The organism is Streptococcus suis, from assembly GCA_024583055.1.
Taxonomy (GTDB): Bacteria; Bacillota; Bacilli; order Lactobacillales; family Streptococcaceae; genus Streptococcus; species Streptococcus suis_V.
Genome location: CP102145.1, coordinates 608,769 through 630,934, shown reverse-complemented (window position 1 = coordinate 630,934; position 22,166 = coordinate 608,769). Strand labels below are relative to the sequence as shown.

General features: G+C 43.0%; 15 protein-coding genes. 12 read left to right on the top strand and 3 right to left on the bottom strand.

Annotation, left to right across the window (positions count from 1 at the left end; translation table 11 throughout):
• Window positions 1-35: 35 nt before the first annotated feature.
• Both NQZ91_03030 and NQZ91_03025 read right to left on the bottom strand, forming a co-directional pair.
• On the bottom strand, window positions 36-845 hold the full coding sequence (locus tag NQZ91_03030; GenBank protein ID UUM58358.1) for a PrsW family intramembrane metalloprotease: 810 nt from the start codon (window positions 843-845) through the stop codon (window positions 36-38).
• A gap of 18 nt (window positions 846-863) precedes the next feature.
• Window positions 864-1,562 (bottom strand): CPBP family glutamic-type intramembrane protease, encoded by a 699-nt coding sequence (locus NQZ91_03025; GenBank protein ID UUM58357.1) that lies wholly within the window; start codon window positions 1,560-1,562, stop codon window positions 864-866.
• 165 nt (window positions 1,563-1,727) lie between these two features.
• Between NQZ91_03025 and NQZ91_03020 the strand changes: the two genes are divergently transcribed.
• From NQZ91_03020 to NQZ91_02995, 6 genes are all read left to right on the top strand, one after another.
• On the top strand, window positions 1,728-2,375 hold the full coding sequence (locus NQZ91_03020) for a response regulator transcription factor (GenBank protein ID UUM58356.1): 648 nt from the start codon (window positions 1,728-1,730) through the stop codon (window positions 2,373-2,375).
• Between the two features lies 1 nt (window position 2,376).
• A complete protein-coding gene (locus NQZ91_03015) occupies window positions 2,377-3,726 on the top strand; it encodes a HAMP domain-containing histidine kinase (GenBank protein UUM58355.1) in 1,350 nt (449 codons plus the stop codon).
• A gap of 108 nt (window positions 3,727-3,834) precedes the next feature.
• Window positions 3,835-5,160, top strand: a complete 1,326-nt coding sequence (locus tag NQZ91_03010) for an FAD-containing oxidoreductase (protein ID UUM58354.1) — start codon at window positions 3,835-3,837, stop codon at window positions 5,158-5,160.
• A gap of 193 nt (window positions 5,161-5,353) precedes the next feature.
• Complete coding sequence (locus tag NQZ91_03005) at window positions 5,354-8,398, top strand: type I restriction endonuclease (GenBank protein UUM58353.1); 3,045 nt, start codon at window positions 5,354-5,356, stop codon at window positions 8,396-8,398.
• A gap of 7 nt (window positions 8,399-8,405) precedes the next feature.
• A complete protein-coding gene (locus NQZ91_03000) occupies window positions 8,406-10,022 on the top strand; it encodes a type I restriction-modification system subunit M (protein UUM58352.1) in 1,617 nt (538 codons plus the stop codon).
• Window positions 10,015-11,280, top strand: a complete 1,266-nt coding sequence (locus NQZ91_02995) for a restriction endonuclease subunit S (GenBank protein ID UUM58351.1) — start codon at window positions 10,015-10,017, stop codon at window positions 11,278-11,280. The genes NQZ91_03000 and NQZ91_02995 overlap by 8 nt, the downstream gene beginning before the upstream one ends.
• Window positions 11,281-11,347: 67 nt before the next feature.
• Here NQZ91_02995 and NQZ91_02990 read toward each other — a convergent pair whose 3' ends face one another.
• On the bottom strand, window positions 11,348-12,124 hold the full coding sequence (locus NQZ91_02990; GenBank protein ID UUM58350.1) for a DUF6261 family protein: 777 nt from the start codon (window positions 12,122-12,124) through the stop codon (window positions 11,348-11,350).
• A 507-nt stretch (window positions 12,125-12,631) separates the two neighbouring features.
• Between NQZ91_02990 and NQZ91_02985 the strand changes: the two genes are divergently transcribed.
• From NQZ91_02985 to addA, 6 genes are all read left to right on the top strand, one after another.
• Window positions 12,632-13,249, top strand: a complete 618-nt coding sequence (locus NQZ91_02985) for a DUF5052 family protein (GenBank protein UUM58349.1) — start codon at window positions 12,632-12,634, stop codon at window positions 13,247-13,249.
• A complete protein-coding gene (locus NQZ91_02980; GenBank protein UUM58348.1) occupies window positions 13,250-13,759 on the top strand; it encodes a GNAT family N-acetyltransferase in 510 nt (169 codons plus the stop codon).
• Window positions 13,749-14,402, top strand: coding sequence for a DNA alkylation repair protein (locus NQZ91_02975; GenBank protein UUM58347.1), 654 nt, complete (start codon window positions 13,749-13,751; stop codon window positions 14,400-14,402). The genes NQZ91_02980 and NQZ91_02975 overlap by 11 nt, the downstream gene beginning before the upstream one ends.
• Window positions 14,403-14,410: 8 nt before the next feature.
• Entirely contained in the window at window positions 14,411-14,698 is a 288-nt protein-coding gene (locus tag NQZ91_02970) for a DUF1905 domain-containing protein (protein UUM58346.1), read from the top strand.
• A gap of 567 nt (window positions 14,699-15,265) precedes the next feature.
• On the top strand, window positions 15,266-18,538 hold the full coding sequence (gene rexB / locus NQZ91_02965) for an ATP-dependent nuclease subunit B (protein UUM58345.1): 3,273 nt from the start codon (window positions 15,266-15,268) through the stop codon (window positions 18,536-18,538).
• On the top strand, window positions 18,535-22,146 hold the full coding sequence (gene addA, locus NQZ91_02960) for a helicase-exonuclease AddAB subunit AddA (GenBank protein ID UUM58344.1): 3,612 nt from the start codon (window positions 18,535-18,537) through the stop codon (window positions 22,144-22,146). Before rexB ends, addA begins: the two co-directional genes overlap by 4 nt.
• Window positions 22,147-22,166: the final 20 nt, after the last annotated feature.

The window sequence follows — 22,166 nt, the reverse complement described above, 5'->3', positions numbered from 1 at the left end:
CAGAAAAAATCCGCTCGATTGGGCGGATTTTTCTATTACTCTGGTAGTTGATCAACTGTTCGATAGGCAAGAAGTCCCAGCAAGACACTAGCCATCGGAAGCAGGGTTGTCAAAATACCCGTATGCAATGGGGAGTTGAAGAAGAAGTGCAGACCGATACTCGCTGCAATCCAAAATAGACCTTGAACTTTTGATATAGCTGCTTGTTTGGTAAAAAGTGCCACCATGCCAATAGCAAAGAGCATGGTAAATACCCAGTGGGTCCAACCAGCCTGTCCAACACGACCGATAATGGTCTCAAACCCATCTAGTTTACCAATAAACATATCACGGAAGGTGAACATGATATCTTCAACGATTTGGAAACTAAGACCAGCTATGATACCACTGACCAAGGCATGTTTGAGAGTCATTTTTCTTGCAATTAGTAAAACTAAGACAACAACCAGAGCCTTGCCAAATTCTTCTGCAAACGGGCCAGAAACAGCAGCCCCCCAGTCATAACGAAAATCATCGCTGACCTTGACAATCTCCAGCAAAAAGTAGCCAATAGCTGTGTGTCCATAGTCTGAAAAAGCTACTCCGGCAGTCAGGCCCAAAATCCAACTTAAATGACTGACTTTTTTGGAAATAGCATAGCGGTTTTCCAAGTAGCGGATTAAATAGACCAGGGGAATGATATAAAGGGCAGCAACAGAGATAGTTAGTAAAAACAAGGGATACTTGGCTTCCATGCCATTTGGTTTGGCCAATTCTTCAAAGATAATCTGACAGCCTTTTACAAAGCCAAAGCTGGCGAGAATAAGGGCAAACTGACTTTTATAGGTATTCCATAGGTGTTTCATAAGATTCCTTTCGTATGCTTAGTAAAGAAGATAAGACAAGACTGTCAGACCGATGACATCAGCCAGACTATGAGCAAAAAAGAAGGGCAGTAGATTACGGGGCTGGCGTTTTTGATAGAGAAAATGAAAGAGAAGCCCCACAACCAAGCCAAGACCAATTCCAGCCACCAGACCTTGATAGGTGTGAAAACTAGCCCGAACCAGGAGCGAGAAGGGAAGAATCCACTTACTCTCCTCGGGTTTGATCATAAAACATAGCCCCAGAAAAAAGATTTCCTCGTAAAAGCCATTGAGGAGGGAGTAGACTAGCAGGGTGATGTCAATGTGTGGCAGAAGGTTGAACATGGAGGGCATGACTGGACTTGTCAACTGATAGGTCAACAAGTGAAAAATATCCATACAGAAGGCCGTCAATCCGAAAATCAGCAGAGCTTGTAAGGGAACCCAAGGTGTCCAGAATATTCGTTTTGCCAACTGAAAAATATCCACCTTCCGCCAGATAAGATAGGCGAGAGCTAAGCTGAGCCAGACCAACTGGATCAGCAAGGCCTTGATATTGTCTAAAGCCGTAAAGGTCAAATTTTCCGCTAGGCTGGTTTGCTGAGTGAAGAGGCCGATACATTGTAAGGTCGAGTTGAAGATTCCCTCACCGAATAAAATAACAGCCACAACTAGCAAATCCACTGGAGAAATATACTTCTTCTTTTCTTTTAACATAAGTATCCTTTCTAGTTTCTATCCCCAGTTTAGCAGAACCAACTATTCTCACCCTACCCGTCATCTGTTTTTTCTCTGTTTTTTGTAGCGATTGTCAAAAAACAGTTGAGCCCTCGTACAAATACATCTATAATGGAGAGAGAAGAGAAAGAAAAGGGAGCGACTATGGCACGCATTTTGGTACTGGAAGACGACACTGTTATCAACCAGGTTGTCTGTGAATTTTTGAAGGAAGAGGGGCATGAAGTCCTGAGTTTTGTCAATGGCAGAGCAGCTTATCAAGCTAGTCAGGAAAGCCGGTTTGACCTCCTTATTCTAGACATCATGGTCCCTGAGATGACCGGCTTGGAAGTCTTACAGAAAGTTCGGAAAACCTCCGATATGCCTGTGCTCATGCTGACAGCCTTGGGGGACGAATGCACTCAGCTCCTGTCTTTTAATCAGCAGATTAGTGATTATGTCACCAAGCCCTTTTCTCCCCTTATCCTGATGAAACGGGTTGAGAATATTCTCCGTCAGGAATGTCAAACGGATCAACTGGTGGTTGGAACCATCAGCCTATCTGAAAAAACAGGTATGGTTTATGACCAGGGCAAGCTAGTTTCCTTGACCCAGAAGGAGTATGGCATTCTACACTATCTGATCAAGCACAAGGGCCAGATTGTCAGTCGAGACGGCATGATGTTGGATATCTGGGGCTATACAGAATTGGATAGTCGCGTTCTTGACAACCACATCAAAAATCTGAGAAAGAAATTACCAGACCTTCCCCTAAAAACGGTCATTGGCCGTGGTTATCAGTTGGAGACCTAAGATGAAACTAGCCAAAAAACAATTCCTCATCGTAACGCTAATGGTCAGCCTGACCTCACTTATCTTGCTTGGTCTACTCTACTATGCCATGCCTATCTATTACAATCAGGCTAAGAAGGACCAGCTCAGACAGGAATATGACCAAGTTCTTATCTCCCTAGAAGGTCAGGATCAGGCAAGTATTCTCGCCAGTTTGACCACCTACGACCAAGATTCCCCCGACCTACTTTTGACCCTCTATTCTGCCGATCAGGAGATTATCTATCCTTCGCAGGAAGAGAGCAGTCAGGAGCGGGGAAGCAGTTATCTGGAGCAAGGCCAGTACGATGAGATTGGCTCTTGGTCGGCTCTTGTCACTACAAAAGAAGGCAAGGAGTTGGTTCTCACGGCTGAATATGGCTTCTATACCCTATCAGGAGTCAGTCAAACTCTCTTGACCTTCTATCCCTTTGTGCTCCTCTTGATTATTGCCCTAGCCGTGACCTCGGCCTTTATTTATAGCGGCTTCTCAACTCGTAGGATTGCCCACCTCTCTGCGACGACACGGCAAATGCAGAGCTTACAAGCAGGTCTGGCCTGTCAAGTGACGGGGCGTGATGAGATTGCAACCTTGGCCCAGGACATCAACCATCTTTATGGAAAATTGCAGAGCAGCATAGAAGAGTTGCGGGAAGAAAACGAGCGTAGCCTGGTGCGTGAGCAGGAGAAATCTGACTTTCTCCGTATGACCTCACATGAACTCAAAACGCCCATTGCCAGCATGACCGGTCTGGTCGAGGGCATGCTTTATAATGTCGGGGAGTTCAAGGACCATCAGACCTACCTAGCTAAGTGTCGTGATATCCTAGCTGAGCAAGCAGCCCTCGTTCAGTCTATCCTAGAAGCTACCACAGTGGATATGGCTATAAAAAACAAGGGAGAAGAAATAGCCCTTCACATCCTGCTTGAAGAAATCCTACCTTCCTATGTTGACTGGGCATTGTTAGAAGGCTATCAGTTTCAAACAGATTTGGAAGACGTTTTTGTCCAAGGTAATCCAATTTATCTGACTAAGGCCTTTAAAAATATCTTGGACAACGCCTTTCGTTATGCCAGCCATCAAGCAACCATCAAACTCAAACTCCAGGCCAATCAGCTTTTGATAGATAATCAGGTTGCTCATTTGCTCAGCCAGGAAGAGCTTGACCAAGTCTTCCAGCCCTTCTACCGACCAGATTACAGTCGTAGCAAGGAGGACGGAGGGACAGGTATTGGACTCTACCTGGTCAAGCAGATTTTGGACAGTCACCAGTTTTCTTATGAATTTTTCCCGCTTGATCATCATACCATGCGGTTCGTTATTTGGTTTTAAGACATGAAATCCCTTATTTTCAAGGGATTTTTGTCATCCGTAGCAGAATTGTGCCAAAACTGTTCTTTTTTGATAGACTAAGGTTGAAAACATTAAAAGGAGTATCTTATGGAACAATTTGATTTAGTAGTCATTGGTTTTGGAAAGGCTGGTAAGACCTTGGCAGGTAAGCTGTCAGCAGCTGGTAAAAAGGTTGCCTTAGTAGAGGAAAATCCTGCCATGTTTGGTGGCACCTGTATCAATATCGGCTGTATTCCAACCAAGACTCTCTTGGTAGCAGCAGATAAAAACTGGACCTTTGAACAGGTCATGGAGCAAAAGGAAACTGTGACTACTCGCTTGCGGAATAAAAATGAAGCGGTCTTGAAAGGCAGTGGTGCCAATCTTTATCAAGGTCACGCGCGTTTTGTGGCTGACAAGGTTGTGGAGGTAGTTGCTGGAGAAGAAAGCCTTCAGTTAACTGCTGAAACTGTTATCATTAACACAGGTGCCAAGTCACGTGTTCTTCCAATTCCAGGTTTGTTGGATACACCACACGTTTATGATAGTACAGGCATTCAGAACTTGGGAACTCGTCCTGACAGGTTGGCTATTATTGGCGGAGGTAACATTGGACTGGAATTTGCTGGGCTTTACAGCAAACTCGGCAGCCAGGTGACGGTATATGAAGCCAGCTCTGCTATTTTACCAAGAGAAGAAGAAGTGGTTGCTCAGTTAGCCAAGGAGTATATGGAAGAAGCTGGCGTGACCTTCGCCTTGGGTGCTAAAATTGAGCAAGTAGCAGCTGCGGGCGAGCAAGTTGCCGTGACGGTTAATGGCGAAACAGCAATTTTCGACGCTGTCCTCTATGCGACAGGTCGTGTGCCGAACACTGCTGACTTGGGCTTGGAAAATACGGCGATTGAGCTTTTGGAAAATGGTGCTGTTAAGGTGGATGACTACTGCGAAACGACTGTTCCAGGTGTCTACGCAGTGGGCGATGTCAATGGCGGTCCACAATTCACTTACACATCCCTAGACGACTTCCGTATCGTCTTCGGAAAGTTGACTGGGACTGGAACCTATAGTTTGAGCCAACGTAAGTCTATTCCAACCAGCGTCTTTATCACGCCTGTGCTTTCTCGTGTCGGTCTGACGGAAAAAGAAGCCAAGGAAGCAGGTTATGACTATATTGCCAATGAATTGCCTGTTGCCAATATGCCACGTGCCCATGTCAACAACGACCTCAAGGGTATTTTCAAGGTTATCGTGGATAAGGAAACGAAGCTTGTTCTGGGGGCGACTCTCTTTGGTCGAAATTCTGAGGAGTTGATTAACCTGATTGCTATGGCCATTGACAATAAAATTCCTTATACCTACTTCAAAACACAGATTTTCACTCACCCGACTATGGCTGAGAATTTGAATGATGTATTTTCACTCATCGAAAATTAACACTATTCGGCGTCAACTTGCCTTGATATACTCAAGTATAATCTGCGGCTTCGTTTCCTAGACTAGTGTCAATTTTCATCGAGTGACCATTTTTCTTTGATGAACCGTGACCGTCCGTAATGGGCGGTTTTTTGTCGGTAAGCACTTGCAAATATGGTATAATGAATGGTAAGAATAGACTAGGAGAGCATGTATGATAAGAAAGGAACACAATGAGTTTACGAGGGTGCAAATACCTGCTGCTTTACATTTGACCAGACTCGGTTATGACTATCTTTCGGCTACTAGTAAAGAAATTAAAGAACGAGATCCGGATACAAATATCTTACTATCCATTTTTAAACAACAGTTCCTTAAATTGAACAATTATGCAAGTGAAGCTGATTTTGAACAAGAATTTGAAAATATTCGCCTAGAATTAGAACAAGATGATTTGGGACGAAGTTTCTTCAAACGTATTCATGCTGATTCTGGCTATACCTATATCAATTGGAAGAATCTTGAGGCAAATACATTTCATATAGCTTTGGAAGTCACTTGTCAAAATGGTGAGGACGAGTTCCGGCCAGATATTACGATATTTATAAATGGTTTGCCACTTAGTTATATAGAAGTCAAACAACCAAATGCCATTCGAGATGGGAAGACAGGTATTCAGTCTGAAAAGGATCGGACCAAGTTTCGATTTGAAAATAAAAAGTTCAGACGGTTTAACAATATCACACAGTTGATTGCTTTTTCAGACAATCTTCCCTATGATGATAGCCAAGGACAACAGTTACAAGGTTCTTATTACTGCACCAATGCTTCATCTGGTACCAAATTTAACTCATTCAAGGAAGAAGAACCAGAGCAATTAGTTCTATCTCCATTGGAAGAAGAAATGATTGATTTGGTTCTTACAGATGTTAATCGTTTTGCCCTCAAGTCGCAAGTTGAATTCCGAACCAACTTGGATCCTGCAAGTCCTTGCAATTCCTTTTTAACTTCCCTTTATCAGAAAGAACGGCTCTTTTTCATTCTCCGCTATGGTCTAGTCTATGTGGAAGAACGAGATGAGCATGACCAGATTCAACTACAAAAACACGCCATGCGTTATCCCCAATATTTTGCGACCAAGGCAATTGAAAGAGGCTTGAAAAATGGTTTGAAGAAAGGTGTCATTTGGCACACACAAGGCTCCGGTAAAACAGCTCTTGCTTACTTCAATATTCGCTATTTACGTGACTATTATGCTGATAAGGGTATGGTGCCAAGTTTTTATTTTGTGGTAGATCGGTTGGATTTGGCTGATCAGGCTTTTAAAGAATTTAGCAAACGTGGCCTAACAGTTAATCGAATAAACAAGCCCAGTGAGTTAAATCAAGTCCCAGCCAAGTGTCACGTTTCGGTAGTTAATATTCAAAAATTTAAGGATACATCAGACTTGACGGACCATTCTGGCTATGACTTGAATCACCAAAACATCTACTTCATCGATGAAGCTCACCGTTCTTACAATGAAAAAGGGTCCTATCTACCAAATCTGTATAATGCTGATAAGCAAGCTATCAAGATTGCGCTGACAGGTACTCCATTGATTGCTCCGAAAGCAGATGGTAAATCCAAGGAAACGGCTATAACCACTCGTGATATTTTTGGAGACTATATCCATAAATACTACTATAATCAATCCATTGCGGATGGTTTTACGCTGAGACTAATGCGTGAGGATATCGAAACATCCTATAAAGAGAACCTGAAAGCCATACATGAAGAGATTCAAAAAGGTTCGATTGATAAAAAAGAAATTTTTGCTCATCCTCGTTATGTCAGTCCTATGTTGGATTTCATTTTAGAAGATTTTACAAGAGCACGAAATATACTGTTTGATGATCAATCCATTGGAGGAATGATTGTCTGTGATTCTTCCGAACAAGCTCGGGAATTGCACAAGCAATTAGAAGAACGGCGACTAGCAGGTCATACGAGTTTCACCTCTACCTTGATTTTGCATGATGCAGGAGATAAGGATTACAAGAAAGAAGAAGTAGAAAAGTTTAAGAAAGGTCAAACTGACTTTGTTATCGTCTACTCTATGCTCTTGACAGGTTTTGATGCACCACGTTTGAAACGACTCTATCTTGGACGGAAAATCAAGGCTCATAACCTCTTGCAGACCCTGACCCGTGTCAATCGTCCATACAAGGACTATACATTTGGCTATGTCATCGATTTTGCGGATATTTCTAAAGAATTCGACAAGACTAATAAAGCCTACTTGGAAGAACTCAATCGCGAATACCAATCAGCTTTAACTGATGAGGATGGGGAAAATCCGTTTGGAGCTATATTTGTCACACCAGAAGAAGTCAAAGACCAGTTAGAAAAATCGCAAGGGGTTTTGATGAACTATCCAACAGATAACTTGGAATATTTTGAAAAAGCAATTGACCAAGTGAAGGATAGGAAGGAATTAATCCAACTGAGGAAGTCGCTTGAGACCATTCGGCAGTACTACAATATGGCACGCCTACACGGCTATCATGAAGTCATCGAGCAGGTCAACATGGGAGAAATAGCCAGCCTTTTGAATATGTTATCTCGCCGACTATTGACCTTGAGTTTGATTGATAAACCAGATAGTTTTTCCAGCCAACAACTCTTAAATCTTGCCATGTCTGAAACTAGCTTTAGCTTTATAAAGATCAAAGAAGAGGAGTTGCGCCTTGCGGCCAATGATCTTGATGACATCCGTCGTCGTGTGGCCAGTGGTATCAATCTACGTAGGGACGAGAAAGATCCAGAGTGGGTGAGCCTATTTGAAGAGTTCCAACGTGTTCTAAACAAACACATGACACAGGAAGTTGAAGGATACAGCTTGGAACGTATCAAGGAGACCAAACAGGCCTACCAAAGCTTGTTCGACTCTGTAGAGGATTACAAATCACGGATGAATCGTTTGGCTATGAACTTTGGTGGAGATAGCATGTCAGCCCGTACTTTTAAACGAGTTACCCAATCCACAGTAGTGAGTGATTATCCAGCAATTTATCAAGTATTAAAAGGTGCCAAGCCTTTGATTGACTATCAAATCGGACTCAACCAAGGAATCCTTGACAACGAAGCCTATTTGGAAGGGGAGATCAAGCGACTGGCCCGTGAGGAAATGAAGAAAACAGAAGTGGGCAAACAACTCAAACGGGTTGACTATGACAAGCTGATTCGCTCCCTGATGGAAGTCTATGAAGGAGAATAGAAAATAAATGGAAGAACATTACATCGTACAGGTCCAGAGTCAAGTCCAAGACTTGGTGGATGACCTAAAAGCAGTCTTTACACATGCAGGACTGGGAGGAGAGGCAGGGGAGTACAAACTTCTGACCCAGTCCTTCCTATATAAGTTTTTAAATGATAAGTTTCTCTACGAAGCCTTAGTCGTTGACAATAACTATGATTATCAAGGTCTTTTGGACCTTTCTGAAGAGGATTATGACTGGTTCTTAGATGATATTGGCACAAAGACGGCTCATTTAAGACCAGAACAGCTGATTGAAAGCCTACACCGTCAACAGAACCAAGCAGATTTTGCTGAGATTTTTGAACAAACGCTTAATCAGATCGCCATTGACAACAATGCTATTTTCTCTGTCCATACGGACGGTGGAACGGATATTCGCCTCTTTGATCAACGCTTGATTACGGATACCATTTCTGATGCCAGCAAGCGAAATGAAGTGGCAGCTTCTATTATCAATCTCTTGGCGCGTGTTAAGTTTGACCAGCAGATTTTTTCACAGGGCTTTGACTTTTTCTCCACCTTGTTTGAGTACATGATTAAGGACTATAACAAAGACGGTGGTGGAAAGTATGCGGAATACTACACACCTCACTCTGTTGCCAAAATCATTGCGGCTATTTTGGTGGGAAATGACCAACCAAGTAACGTCAAAATTTACGATCCTTCTGCTGGTTCGGGGACTCTCTTGATGAACCTGGCCAGTCAGATTGGAACCGACCGTACCAGCGTATACAGTCAGGACATTTCTCAAAAATCCTCCAATCTCTTGCGACTCAACTTGATTCTCAATGGCTTGCAGCATTCCATTCACAATATTGTACAGGGAAATACCATCCTCAACAATCGTCATGTGGAGAAGATGGACTATATCGTATCCAATCCTCCTTTCAAACTAGATTTTTCTGAGTGGCGAGATCAGGTAGAAAGCCTGCCAAATAGCAGTGAACGCTTCTTTGCAGGCGTGCCAAAGATTCCCAACAAGAAAAAAGAGAGTATGGCTATCTACCAACTCTTTATCCAGCACATCATCCATAGTTTGAAGGAAGATGGACAGGCGGCCATTGTCTTGCCGACAGGATTTATCACTGCGCAGTCAGGTATTGACAAGAAAATCCGTCAACACCTGGTCGATGAGAAGATGTTGGCAGGTGTTGTGTCCATGCCGTCCAATATCTTTGCGACCACAGGGACCAATGTCTCTATCCTCTTTATTGATAAGAAGAATAAGGACGATGTGGTCTTGATTGACGCTTCTAATCTTGGGACCAAGGTCAAGGAAGGCAAGAACCAAAAGACAGTCCTTAGCCCTGATGAAGAAAGCCAAATCATTCAGACCTTTATTAACAAAGAAGTTGTCGAAGACTTCTCTGTCAAGGTCAGCTATGAGGAGATTACGGATAAGAACTACTCCCTCAGTGCAGGTCAGTACTTTGACATCAAGATTGACTACGTCGATATCAGCCCAGAAGAATTTGAAGAAAAAATGCAGGGCTACCAAGACCGCCTAGCCAATCTCTTTGCCCAATCGCATGAATTGGAAAAGGAAATTGAGAAGCAGTTGAGGAGGGTGAGGTATGAGTGAGTGGAAAAAATATAAATTATCAGAAATATACACAATGAGTTCGGGAATTTCCTCGTCAAAATCTCAAGCTGGCCAAGGTTCACCATTTCTTTCATTCTCAACTGTATTTAATAATTACTTTATTCCAGAGAATTTAAAAGATTTAATGTTAACTACAAAAGAGGAACATGAAAGATTTTCAATAATTGAAGGAGATGTTTTTCTAACTAGAACGAGTGAAACTTTAGATGAGCTAGCCTTATCATCCGTAGCTCTTAATAATTATCCATTTGCTACATATAGTGGATTTTTAAAAAGATTAAGACCCAAAAATAAGATTAAAGTATATCCGAAATTTATTGCATTCTATCTACGAAGTTCTTATTTTAGGAAAACGATCATAAATCATACAACTATGACTTTAAGAGCGAGTTTCAATGAGTCAATGTTTTCATATTTAGAAGTCTATCTACCTGATTATGATGAACAAGTTAGAATTGGTGATTTCCTTTATAAACTTAACCAAAAAATCACTCTGAATAACCAAATAAACGAAGAGTTGGAGGCGATGGCTAAGACGCTGTATGATTATTGGTTTGTGCAGTTTGATTTCCCTGATGAAAATGGTAAGCCCTACAAGTCCTCCGGTGGTAAAATGGTCTATAATGACCAACTCAAACGAGAAATACCAGAAGGGTGGGGAGTGGAGCGATTGGGGGAGAAATGCGAATTTCGAAATGGAATCAACTATGAAAAATCTGAGACAGGGGACACACTTTCAAAAATTATAAACGTACGAAACATTTCAAATTCTAGTACTTTTGTTACTACTTATGATTTGGACTCGATTACTTTAGATAGAAAACGTATTGAAAGCTATCTTGTTGATGATAGAACAATTCTGATAACGCGCAGTGGAATCCCTGGGGCGACTAGGATAGTCTCTGACATTCAACCAAATACAATATACTCAGGTTTTATTATAGGTGCAACTGTATCCAACATGAATCTATTTTATTATGTGTTCTATCATCTGAAGAATATTGAATTGTTAATGTCGAATCAATCAGCTGGAACGATAATGAAAAACATTTCTCAAACTACACTTTCAGATATTCGTATTGCTATTCCGAACGAAGAAATTCAGAAAAAGTTTTCAAATCAAGTTAGCAGTCTTTTAGATATGATTGAAAATAAATTAAAACAAAACCAAGAACTGACCCAACTCCGTGATTGGCTCTTGCCAATGCTCATGAATGGACAGGTTAAAGTTGAGTAGTCAATATTTAAGTGACTAGCTAACATAGAAAAAATCCCCCTAATCAAACGACTAGGAGGAATTTTTTCTATCTTGTCTCCAACTCTTTTCCTTGTGGTAGACTTGTCACGATGTTTATGGAAGCAGTACTTGTTCCTGTTTGATCTTTCTGTCGTGTTCTTTCTGAAAAATCTTGGCGAATATCATTTAAGACTTGCAGGATAACTTTCTCTGGTGCCGTTGGGTCATAGCTTATTTTATTGACCAAGTGACTATAAAGGAGGGTGTACAGATTGAAGGCTTTTTTACGGACTTCCAAGCTGTTTATCTTTTCACGAGTGCTGGTGTCCTGACTTCTTTTCAGATAGAGACGATAAGTGCTTTCATGGCTTTCACGGAGATTGGCAACAGCTTCATCTAACATCAGTAGGCTAATATCTTCTGAGTAGGGTGGCTTCGCCAATCGGGCTAGCAAAGAATCAATTAAAGCAGATGATTCTTGCATATTGGTAGACCTTTTATTTTTGTATAGTTTGATGAGTTCTTGTAGTCGGTTATAGGCTTGCAATTTCTCTGGTGTCCGAGTATTTTTAAAGAGTTTGAGTCCGTTGACGAAGGCAGAGTAGTCAGCCTTTCGATTCTTTATGGCCTTGTTTAAGTCACTCGTCATGTCTGAGCCACGTTTTTGTTTGAGACTTTTTTTCAGTAGGGGCAAGGATTCTTCAAGCTGTTTGACTAAGTCCGTTACCATGGGGTCATTAGTGGCTGAACTATATTGTTTCAAGGTATCAACACTAGTGGTGATGAGTTGTGTAAATTCTGCTTGATTCAGATGTTGTGCATATAATGGAATTCGGATTTTCATTTGTGTACCTCACTATCTTTTTTTCCGGTCATCTATATATTCGTAAATAAGTAGAAAAAAATAGAATTATTTAAAAAATTTTTTAAAACTTGTCAAAACAGCACAGTTACCTATAATAAAATTTTATTTTTAAGAAATTGCATCGAAATACAAAGATATAAATGTTTAAAAATAACAATTCAGTTTGTTTTGCTTATTTAAAAATTGTTTTTACAATGAAATGATTGTTTTGATATGTTTTCAAATTGAAATGATATGATTTCAATTTGTTGTGAATGATAATGTTTTGTACTTTTTTGGTTTAGCTATTTGCTGGTAAGATAAGGAAAGATAATTTGGAAGTCTTACTTTGAAATGAACTAATCAGAAACATTAGAAGATAATTCGCTCATTTTGAGTGAGCGAATTATTAAGCGAAAAAGAGTAAGCTGTGCTTGAAAAGGTTTCTCAGATATTACATTACTGATTTTCATGGTACAATAAGGTATCAACCATTGGAGGTTTTATATGAAATGGAATAAAAAAATAGCACTCAGTGCCGTCTTAGTCGCAAGTTTGTTTACTTTATCAGCCTGTCAGTCGATTTCAAATTGGTGGAAAAATACCAAGGAAGAATGGATTGGCTTGGAAATGACAGTTCGGACATTTGATGAGAATTCTCAGCTAATAGATGAAATGTCTGGTAAGTCCTTATCGATTTCGCGGAATGAAGAATTCGACTCAGTGGATGCTGAAGGCTTTTCTAATGCGGATTCGTCTGTTTTGAAGGTGACACTAGGTAATTATGAAATTGACCACGTAGGCTCATCTTTGATTGCAGCAGAAGAAGGTTTGGAAGACTTGTATGCGAAGTATCAGACCACAGTAGATATTGCAAATTACGATCGTGCAATTCCGCTTGTTAACCGTATGGTATCTAGTCTCAAAAATGATTTTACAGGTAAGGCAAAGGTGGTTTTGATTCGTTCGCAAAATGGAACACCATTAGCGACCTATGTTGGTGATAAGGTATCCCTTTATGCTTCTGATGCGCCAAAAACATCTGAGCTCTTGATTGATGGTAAGCGTTTGATTATCTACCGTTGTGACTATACTATTTATGACAGAGAATTGTTGGAGAACTAGATGATAAACATTCGGTCAGCACAGATAGAGGATGCTGCAGATTTGGTGGCTATCTACGCTCCTTATGTTGAAACTACAGCCATTACTTTTGAGACAGAAGTGCCGACTGTGGCAGACTTTGTTAGTCGGATAAAAAAGACCTTGGAGAAATTTCCCTATCTTGTCGCAGAAGAAGAAGGTCGGGTTGTGGGATATGCGTATGCATCGACCTACTATGCCCGTGCTGCTTACGATTGGACAGTTGAGTTGTCTGTTTATGTCAGTAGAAAGGCACGTGGAAAAGGAATCGGAAGTCTCTTGTATGATGCCTTGGAAGAAGAATTGACGGCGCGTGGCTTTAAAAATTTTTTAGCCTGCATTGCTCTTCCTAATCCAGCTTCGCTTGCTCTTCATAAGAAGAGAGGGTATGAACAGGTAGCACATTTCAAAAACGTTGGTTATAAATTTGATACCTGGCACGATATTGTCTGGCTTCAGAAATCTCTTGTAGGTAAGCAAAATGAAGATTGACGAATTAGAAAAACGTTTGTTGGCTGTGGCGGATGCCAGTCAGGCCCAGCCTATGAAGACTTATATGAAAAACAATTTTGACTTTCTGGGTGTGCGAACTCCTGACCGCCGAAAAGTTGCTAGGCAATTTTTCAAAGAATCTAAGGCTCAGGGAATTGACTGGGAATTTGTTGAGGCTTGCTGGTCTAAGCCCTACCGTGAATTTCAATATATCGCCATTGATTATCTGGTTACCAAGAAAAAAGACTTGGTTCTAGCTGATTTACCCCGTTTGAAAAAACTGGCTCAAAGTAAGTCTTGGTGGGATAGTATTGATGGATTAGATAAACTAGTCGGTAAGATTGTTTTGGACAATCCAGAGGCCAAGCAGACAATCTTGGAATGGAGTTTGGATGATGATTTCTGGTTGAGACGGATTGCCATTGACCACCAGCTTCTCCAAAAAGAAAAGACGGATACGGAACTTCTTGAGAAGATTTTGGTCAACAATCTCAATCAGATTGAATTTTTCATTAACAAGGCGATTGGCTGGAGTTTGCGAGATTATTCCAAGACCAATCCTGACTGGGTACGGGCTTTTCTAAAAAAGTACAGTTCCCAAATGGCAGGATTATCCATTCGTGAAGCTAGTAAGTACATTTAGGAGGAATCTTGTCTAAAGTATATGAATTTGAAGCAACTATCCACCCTGTTCCAGATAAGGGCGGAGCCTATGTCATCTTTCCCTATGATATACGAGAAGAGTTTGACAAGGGGAGGGTAAAAGTACATGCCAGATTTGATGGTCATCCCTATGATGGCTCCATTGTCAATATGGGAGTTAAGGATGAAGCAGGCAATATCTGTTACATTATTGGCGTTCAAAAGGCTATTCGAGCAGCTATTGGAAAACAGGCTGGTGATAGAGTACAAGTAACCATTCAAGAACGAATGGAGTAATCAGGCTTGCAAATCCTTGAGATTATGGTAGAATAGATTCATGCGATGAGCCGAGTAGTGACTTTGTCACATTCGACGCTAGGGAGGTCTTCATGTAGAACCTATATTCACATCTCGGCATATGTATCTAAGGCTAGTTTCTTACTACTCATCGTTAGTTTTTTTAGAAATACAGTCAGTATTCCTTCAAAAAACTGCCTTGATTATCAAAAAACTATCTCTTATATAAATGTACCTTACTTATGAATATAGGTTCTTAATTGAAACGCAGGAGCGGACCTTGGTTAGATGCTGTGAACCTTCTAACCTCATCGGAAACGATGCCCTTGCCCACCCTTGAGGTGGGCTTTTTTGGTATAATGGAAAAAGAACCTGTACGCACAGTTCGGCACTTTTAGCTAAGGCTAGTTTTCTACTACTCATCGTTAGTTTTTTAGAAATACAGTCAGTATTCCTTCAAAAAACGGTCCTAATTATCAAAAAATTATCGCTTACCTAAATGTACCTTACTTGTGAGTCCAGATTATAAAGAACAGTTCATAGACGCCAGAATTGTGTGAGGAAACCATGAAGTTATATTATTCAGACATCAGCAATGATATTACCAAGAAGTTGACTGCTTTAGCACTGGAAGAGTCCCAGCGGGTTCAACGGGTATTTTACATTGCGCCCAACTCCTTGTCCTTTGAAAAGGAAAAAAAGGTCCTATCCTACCTGCCGAGAAAGGCTAGTTTATCAATCCTGGTGACCCGCTTTGCGCAAATGGCCCGTTATTTTATCTACCATGAAGAGAACAGCAAAAAAGCGTTGGATGATTTGGGCTTGTCCATGATAGTCTATCGAGTATTAGCACAGTTTGAAGATGGTGATTTGCAGGTCTATGGCCGCTTGAAGAAGGACCCGGCATTTATTGAGCAGGTGGTCAATCTTTACAAGGAATTGCAAACCTCCAACATGCCCATTTCTGCCTTGGAAAATCTGGAGACTTCTGCCAAGCAGGCAGATATTATCAAGATTTTGTCAGCCTTGCAGGACGTTCTCATGGACGAGGATTATGAAAATGAGACCAAGTTGGCGCAATTCAGACGGAAAGTAGAGTCAGGTCAATTGGATGACCAGCTCAGCCAGGTGGTCCTGATTGTGGACGGTTTTACGCGTTTTTCAGCTGAAGAGGAAGCCCTAATTGCCAGCCTTCATGGGCGTGTAGCGGAAATACACATTGCCAGCTATGCCAGCAAAAAAGCCTACCAGGCAACTCATCTTGAGGGGAATGTTTTTCAAGCCAGTGTTGAATTTCTCCGTCACTTGGCTTTTAGCTACCAGACCAAGCCCATTTTCATGGACGGAGTTGATCAAGGCAAGTTGACAAGGAATGATGGCGATGTTACGAGGCCATCCCTTGCAAAACTATCCAAAAATATTGAAAGCCAGTTTGATTATTCCAAACCTGCCTATGAGCTGACTGAAGAGGATTTGTCAGCCATTGAAATCTGGGAGGCTACCAATCAAAAGGAGGAGGTTGAAGCGGTTGCTCGTTCCATTCGTAAAAGATTGTTTGAGGGGACTCGCTATAAGGATATCCTAGTCCTGCTAGGTGATGTGGATAGCTACCAACTTCAGATTGGCAAGATTTTTGATAAATATGAAATCCCCCACTATTTTGGCAGGGCTGAGGAAATGAGCCACCATCCGCTGGTGCATTTTGTGGAGTCCCTGGAGCGTCTAAAACGCTATAATTTTCGGGCGGAGGACCTGATTAACTTGCTGAAATCTGGTCTCTATGGCCAGTTGGAGCAGGGGCAACTGGACCGCTTCCACGCTTATATTACCTTTGTGGATCTCAAGGGCCAGGCTAAGTTTTCTCGTGATTTTACGGTCAATAGCAGAGCGAATTATGATTTGGAGGTTTTGAACCAGCTACGAGAGAGCATTATGGCACCTCTGACACAGTTTTTCAAGGCTCGTCCGCAGTCAGGCCAATCCCTTCTAGAAAAATTCATGGAGTTTGCCCGTCGCATCAACTTGGCTGAAAATATGGCTGCCTTGTCAGAGGGACTGAACCAGCTGCAAATTGAAAAAGAGGAAGAGGTTTGGAAGGCTTTCTGCCATATTCTGGAAGTTTTTCAACACTTGTTTGCCAAGGAAACCCTGTCGGTCGAGGATTTCCTTTCCCTACTCAAGGCGGGTATGCAATCTAGTCATTACCGGACCGTCCCAGCAACGGTGGATGTAGTGTCTGTCAAGTCCTATGATTTGATTGAACCGCATACGGCCAAGTATGTCTATGCCCTGGGGTTGAGCCAGTCGAATTTCCCAAAAGTTGCCAAGAATACAGGTATTTTGACCGACGAGGAGAAGGCCAGGATGAATGAACGTTCGGACTCCCTAGCCCAGTTCCACATTCCTAGTCGGGAAAATGGCAAGAAAAACCATGCAACCTTTATGTCCTTGCTGCATTCGGCGACTGAGCATCTGGTCTTATCAGCTCCGCAATTGTACAATGAAGGTCAGGAATTAGTCTCTCCTTATCTGAAGCTATTGACGGACTTGGGTGTGAAATCCATTGAAAAAGGTCGGAGGAAGACCCTGCTGCCAACGGATGTCGGGCATTTTAATGGTCTCCTGTCCCAAGTTATCCAGCTCAATCCTGAGGAATTGGCTACAGAAGAGGATACTGATATCAAGAACTTTTGGTCGGCGGCTGTCCGTTATCTTGATAAGAAGTTAAGGCAAAAGGGCGTTACCATTCCGACAATTTCCAGCCAATTGCTCAGTCAGAAGCTGGCCAAGAAAACTCTGGCGACCCTCTATCCAGTTGACCAGCCTTTGAGGTTGTCGGTGTCTAGCTTGACGGACTTCTACAAGAATGAATACCTCTTTTTCATTAAGCATGTCTTGCGTTTGCAGGAGCAGGATTCTATTCGACCGGATGCTCGTAGCCATGGGAATTTCCTCCATCGGATTTTTGAGCGCGTGACCATGGACCACAGCAGTGCCTTCTTCGATGAAAAGTTGGAGCAGGCCATTGCAGCAACCCGTCAGGAAAAGGATTTCCAGGCCCTATACGGTGAGAATGCCGATAGTCGTTATTCGGAGCAAATTTTGTTGGACGTAGCGCGTGCAAGTTCCCTCGTTTTACGAGGCGATAATCCTGTGCAAGTCTTGGCCAATGAAGCAGTGTTTGGTCAGAACGAGCAAGCCCATTTAGAACTAGAAGGTGGTCGTAAGCTACAAATTATCGGTAAGATTGACCGCCTGGATCAGCTGCTATCAGACCAGGCTTTGGGTGTGGTTGACTACAAGTCCAGTGCCAATAGCTTTAAGATTGACAGATTTTACAATGGCCTTAGTCCCCAGCTCATTACCTATCTGTCGGCCGTTAGTCAGATGAAGGATGCTGGGCAGACAGATAAGGTATTTGGGGCCATGTATCTGCATTTGCTGGATCCCATTGTCAAATTGGCCGATACTAAGGGGCAGAACCAGGTACTTGCTGAAGCATACAAATCCTTGGTTTATAAGGGCTTGTTTATCGAAGAGGAGAGCAATCGTCTCAACCAGCTCTATCATAAGACCAAGGCCAGTCTGTATAGTCGCAAGGAATTAGGGCTTCTAATGGCCCATAATGAGAAATTGTACCGCCAGGCAGCCAGCCGCATTTTAGAGGGGGAATTTGCCATCAATCCCTATACAGAAGATGGACGTTCCGTTGCAGGTGACCAGCTCAAGGCCATTACCGGATTTGAAGCAGACCGGCATCTGAGCCAGGCTCGTGTCTTGGTCAAGGGTGGTAGGCGAGAAGACTGGTTAGAGCGAATGAAAGGAGGGAGCCAATTGTGAGCTTTCAAGCATTTTTAACCGAAGAAGAAATCAAAGAGATTCAGGCCCAGGAATTGGCTTCCGAAAAAGACCAGAAGCGAACTCCAGAGCAGATTGAGGCCATTTACAGCCATGGGCAGAATATTTTGGTGTCTGCATCAGCGGGCTCAGGAAAAACCTTTGTCATGGTCGAGCGGATTTTGGACAAGCTCAAACGGGGTGTCCATATCGACCAGCTCTTTATCTCCACCTTCACGGTCAAGGCGGCCGGTGAATTGAAGGAGCGGATTGAGAAAAGGCTCAACACGGAAATCAAAGAGACGGTGGATGAGGACATCCGCAGGCATTTGACGGCTCAATTGGCTGAATTGGGCAATGCGGATATCGGAACCATGGACTCTTTTACCCAGAAATTGGTCACGACCTATGGCTATGAGCTGGGCGTGACGCCCAATTTTCGTATCATGACAGATAAGAATGAGCAGGATTTGCTGAAAAATGAAGTGTTCGGTGATCTCTTTGCAGATTATCTGTCTGGAAAAGATGGCAAGTCGTTTGAGCAATTGGTTCGGAATTTCTCCGGCAACCGCAAGGATAATAAGAATTTTCGGGAATTGGTCTACCAGATCTATGACTTTAGCCAAGCAACTAGCGCACCAGACAAGTGGCTGCGACAAAATTTGCTCAAGGGCTATCAAGTTTATAAGGACTGGGAGAGCCTGCCTAGCTCTAGCCTAACAGGTTTGCTAGCAGCCATGTTTCAGGCCGCTGATGACTTGCAGGACTTGACTGATTTGCCGGATTACAAGCAAAAAACAGCCAAGGGAGAGGATACGGCGGCCTACAAGAAGCACCAATTGATTTTCCAAAGTCTGCGCGAATGGGCCCAGGAATTTGATAGGCATATGGAAGCGGGCCGCCTGCCGGAATTGACTGGCAAATTAGTGGACATCCTCCCTTCGTCCAGCGATGTCACAGTGGCTGGGGTCAAGTACCCTGTCTTTAAGCAGCTCAAATCCCACTTGCAGAATCTCCAGTTTTTAGAGACCATTTTTGCCTACCAGCCCCAGGTCTTGCCACTTATGAGGATTTTGCAGGAATTTGTTTGCGATTTCTCTTATCAATATTTGCAGGCCAAGATGCAGGAAAATGCTTTTGAGTTTTCTGATATCAGCCATTTAGCCATCGGTATTTTAGAAAGCAATACGCAGATTCGCCAGCATTTCCAAGAAAAGTACCATGAGGTCATGGTGGACGAGTATCAGGATAACAACCACACCCAGGAGCGGATGCTGGACCTCTTGTCAAATGGACACAATCGCTTTATGGTGGGAGATATCAAACAGTCCATCTACCGTTTCCGTCAGGCGGATCCTCAGATTTTCCAAGATAAGTTCGAGCTCTACCAGGCCAATCCAGAGGCTGGCAAACTGATCCTGCTCAAGGAAAATTTCCGTAGCCGGGTAGAGGTCATCGATGCGACCAATGCTATTTTCACGCGTCTCATGGACAAGGAAGTGGGGCAAATCAAGTATGATGAGACCCATAGCCTGGTTGCTGGTAGTGAGGAGCAAGGGAAACAAGAACTCATCCTGCCCAATAATGAGATGGAGTATTTGATTTACAATACGGATATATCTGACGAGGAGCAGGAGGAGCAATCCTTAACAGCTGGCGAGGTGGAGCTGGTGGCCAAGGAAATCATTCGCCTGCATAAGCAGGAAGGAGTAGCTTTTTCAAAGATTACGCTACTGGTGCCAAGTCGGACCCGCAACGATGCTATCTTGACCAGTTTTGAAAAGCATGGTATCCCCTTGGTAGCGGATGGTGGTATGGCTTCCTATCTCAAGTCGCTGGAGGTCATGGTCATGCTGGACACCCTGCGGACCATTAACCAGCCACTCAATGATTATGCCCTGGTAGCCCTGCTCAAATCCCCTATGTTCGCTTTTGATGAGGACCAGTTGGCTCGTCTGGCTCTCCAGTCAGAGACTGGATTTTTCTACGACAAGATTCAGCTGGCTCTATCGGGCCAATCGGAGAATGCAGACTTGATTGAGCAGGATTTACTGGAAAAAGTTCAGAAGTTTGATGTCGTCTTGTCAGACTGGAGAAAATTTGCCAAGCTTCATTCCATTCACGACCTGATTTGGAAGATTTTCAATGACCGCTTTTACTATGATTATGTGGGTGCTCTGCCCAATGGTCAGAAGCGGCAGGCCAATCTTTATGCCCTGGGCTTGCGGGCCAATCAGTTTGAAAAGACAGGATTTAAGGGCTTGTCACGCTTCATCAGCATGATTGATAAGGTTCTAGCCAGCGACAATGACCTGGCCGAGGTAGAAGTGGCTGTTCCCAAGGATGCTGTCCAGCTCATGACGGTCCATAAGTCCAAGGGCTTGGAGTTTCAGTATGTCTTTCTCATGAATATGGACAAGAAGTTCAATGCCATGGAAAGTCGGGCGCCTTATATTCTCAGTCGGGAAAATGGCCTGGGCATCCAGTTTATCGCAGATATGAAAGACCAGTTTGATACGCCGCTCCCGCATGTGCGCGTGCAAATGGACACCCTTCCCTATCAGATAAATGGCCAGGAGCTGAAAATTGCCAACCTATCGGAGCAAATGCGCTTGCTCTATGTGGCTATGACCCGTGCGGAGAAAAAGCTCTATCTAGTGGGCAAGGGCAGTCAGGAAAAATTAGCTACTCGCTACGATGGCAAGCGTCAAGATGGCGTTCTTGCAAGGGCCAGCAGAGAGAGCATGACCTCTTTCCAAGACTGGGTGCTAGCCATTGAGGCGGCCTTTCCAGACCAAGACCTGCATTTCAAGAAGCGATTTATCCAAGACACTGATTTGGAATTTACTGATGAGGATAAGTTGGAAATGCCTGACAAGCAGACCAATCCTGGGGGCAAAGACCAGCGACAGTCTAAAGCTATTTCAGATACTATCAAGCAACTAAAAGGTGTCGAAGAACTCAATCAGCGCTACAAGCCAGCTATTGATTTGCCGACCTTGCGGACGCCAAGTCAGATTAAAAAACTCTATGAGCCGGTCTTATCTGATGAGGCCCTGGATGTGATTGAACCGAGACAGACAGAGCATTCCTTTAGCTTACCGAATTTCACTAAACACAAGCAGGTGACAGGTGCTGATATTGGGTCTGCCATCCATGAGCTCATGCAGGCTATTGATTTGTCATGGCTGGTGACAGAGGATACGGTTAAAGAAGCTCTTGCCCGTGTGCAGGCTGATCAGGCTGTCAAGGACAGGATTGATACTCAGAAGATTTTGGACTTTTTTGATACAGATTTGGGACGGGAAATCTTGTCCAATACTGACAAGCTACACCGAGAGGCACCTTTTGCCAGTATCCAAAAAGATGCAACTTCTAAAGAGGAATTTGTCCTGCGTGGAATTATAGACGGCTACATCCTTTATGAGGACCATATCGTTCTGTTTGATTACAAGACCGATAAATACAAGCATCCGGAACAATTACGAGAACGTTACCAGCAACAAATGGCCCTCTACGCTGCCAGCTTGAGACAGGCCTATGCGATTGACCGAGTGGATTCATACTTAATTCTTTTGGGCGGAAATCAGATAGAGGTTTTGTCCCTCTGAAACCTGTAAAATGGAGGTGA

Coding starts and splice junctions, on each gene's coding strand:
- NQZ91_03020 (UUM58356.1), top strand. CDS start 1,728: ATGGCACGCATTTTGGTACTGGAAGACGACACTGTTATCAACCAGGTT.
- NQZ91_02995 (UUM58351.1), top strand. CDS start 10,015: ATGAGTGAGTGGAAAAAATATAAATTATCAGAAATATACACAATGAGT.
- NQZ91_02990 (UUM58350.1), bottom strand. CDS start 12,124: ATGAAAATCCGAATTCCATTATATGCACAACATCTGAATCAAGCAGAA.
- NQZ91_02985 (UUM58349.1), top strand. CDS start 12,632: ATGAAATGGAATAAAAAAATAGCACTCAGTGCCGTCTTAGTCGCAAGT.
- NQZ91_03015 (UUM58355.1), top strand. CDS start 2,377: ATGAAACTAGCCAAAAAACAATTCCTCATCGTAACGCTAATGGTCAGC.
- NQZ91_03030 (UUM58358.1), bottom strand. CDS start 845: ATGAAACACCTATGGAATACCTATAAAAGTCAGTTTGCCCTTATTCTC.
- NQZ91_03010 (UUM58354.1), top strand. CDS start 3,835: ATGGAACAATTTGATTTAGTAGTCATTGGTTTTGGAAAGGCTGGTAAG.
- NQZ91_03005 (UUM58353.1), top strand. CDS start 5,354: ATGATAAGAAAGGAACACAATGAGTTTACGAGGGTGCAAATACCTGCT.
- rexB (UUM58345.1), top strand. CDS start 15,266: ATGAAGTTATATTATTCAGACATCAGCAATGATATTACCAAGAAGTTG.
- NQZ91_03000 (UUM58352.1), top strand. CDS start 8,406: ATGGAAGAACATTACATCGTACAGGTCCAGAGTCAAGTCCAAGACTTG.
- NQZ91_03025 (UUM58357.1), bottom strand. CDS start 1,562: ATGTTAAAAGAAAAGAAGAAGTATATTTCTCCAGTGGATTTGCTAGTT.
- NQZ91_02980 (UUM58348.1), top strand. CDS start 13,250: ATGATAAACATTCGGTCAGCACAGATAGAGGATGCTGCAGATTTGGTG.
- NQZ91_02975 (UUM58347.1), top strand. CDS start 13,749: ATGAAGATTGACGAATTAGAAAAACGTTTGTTGGCTGTGGCGGATGCC.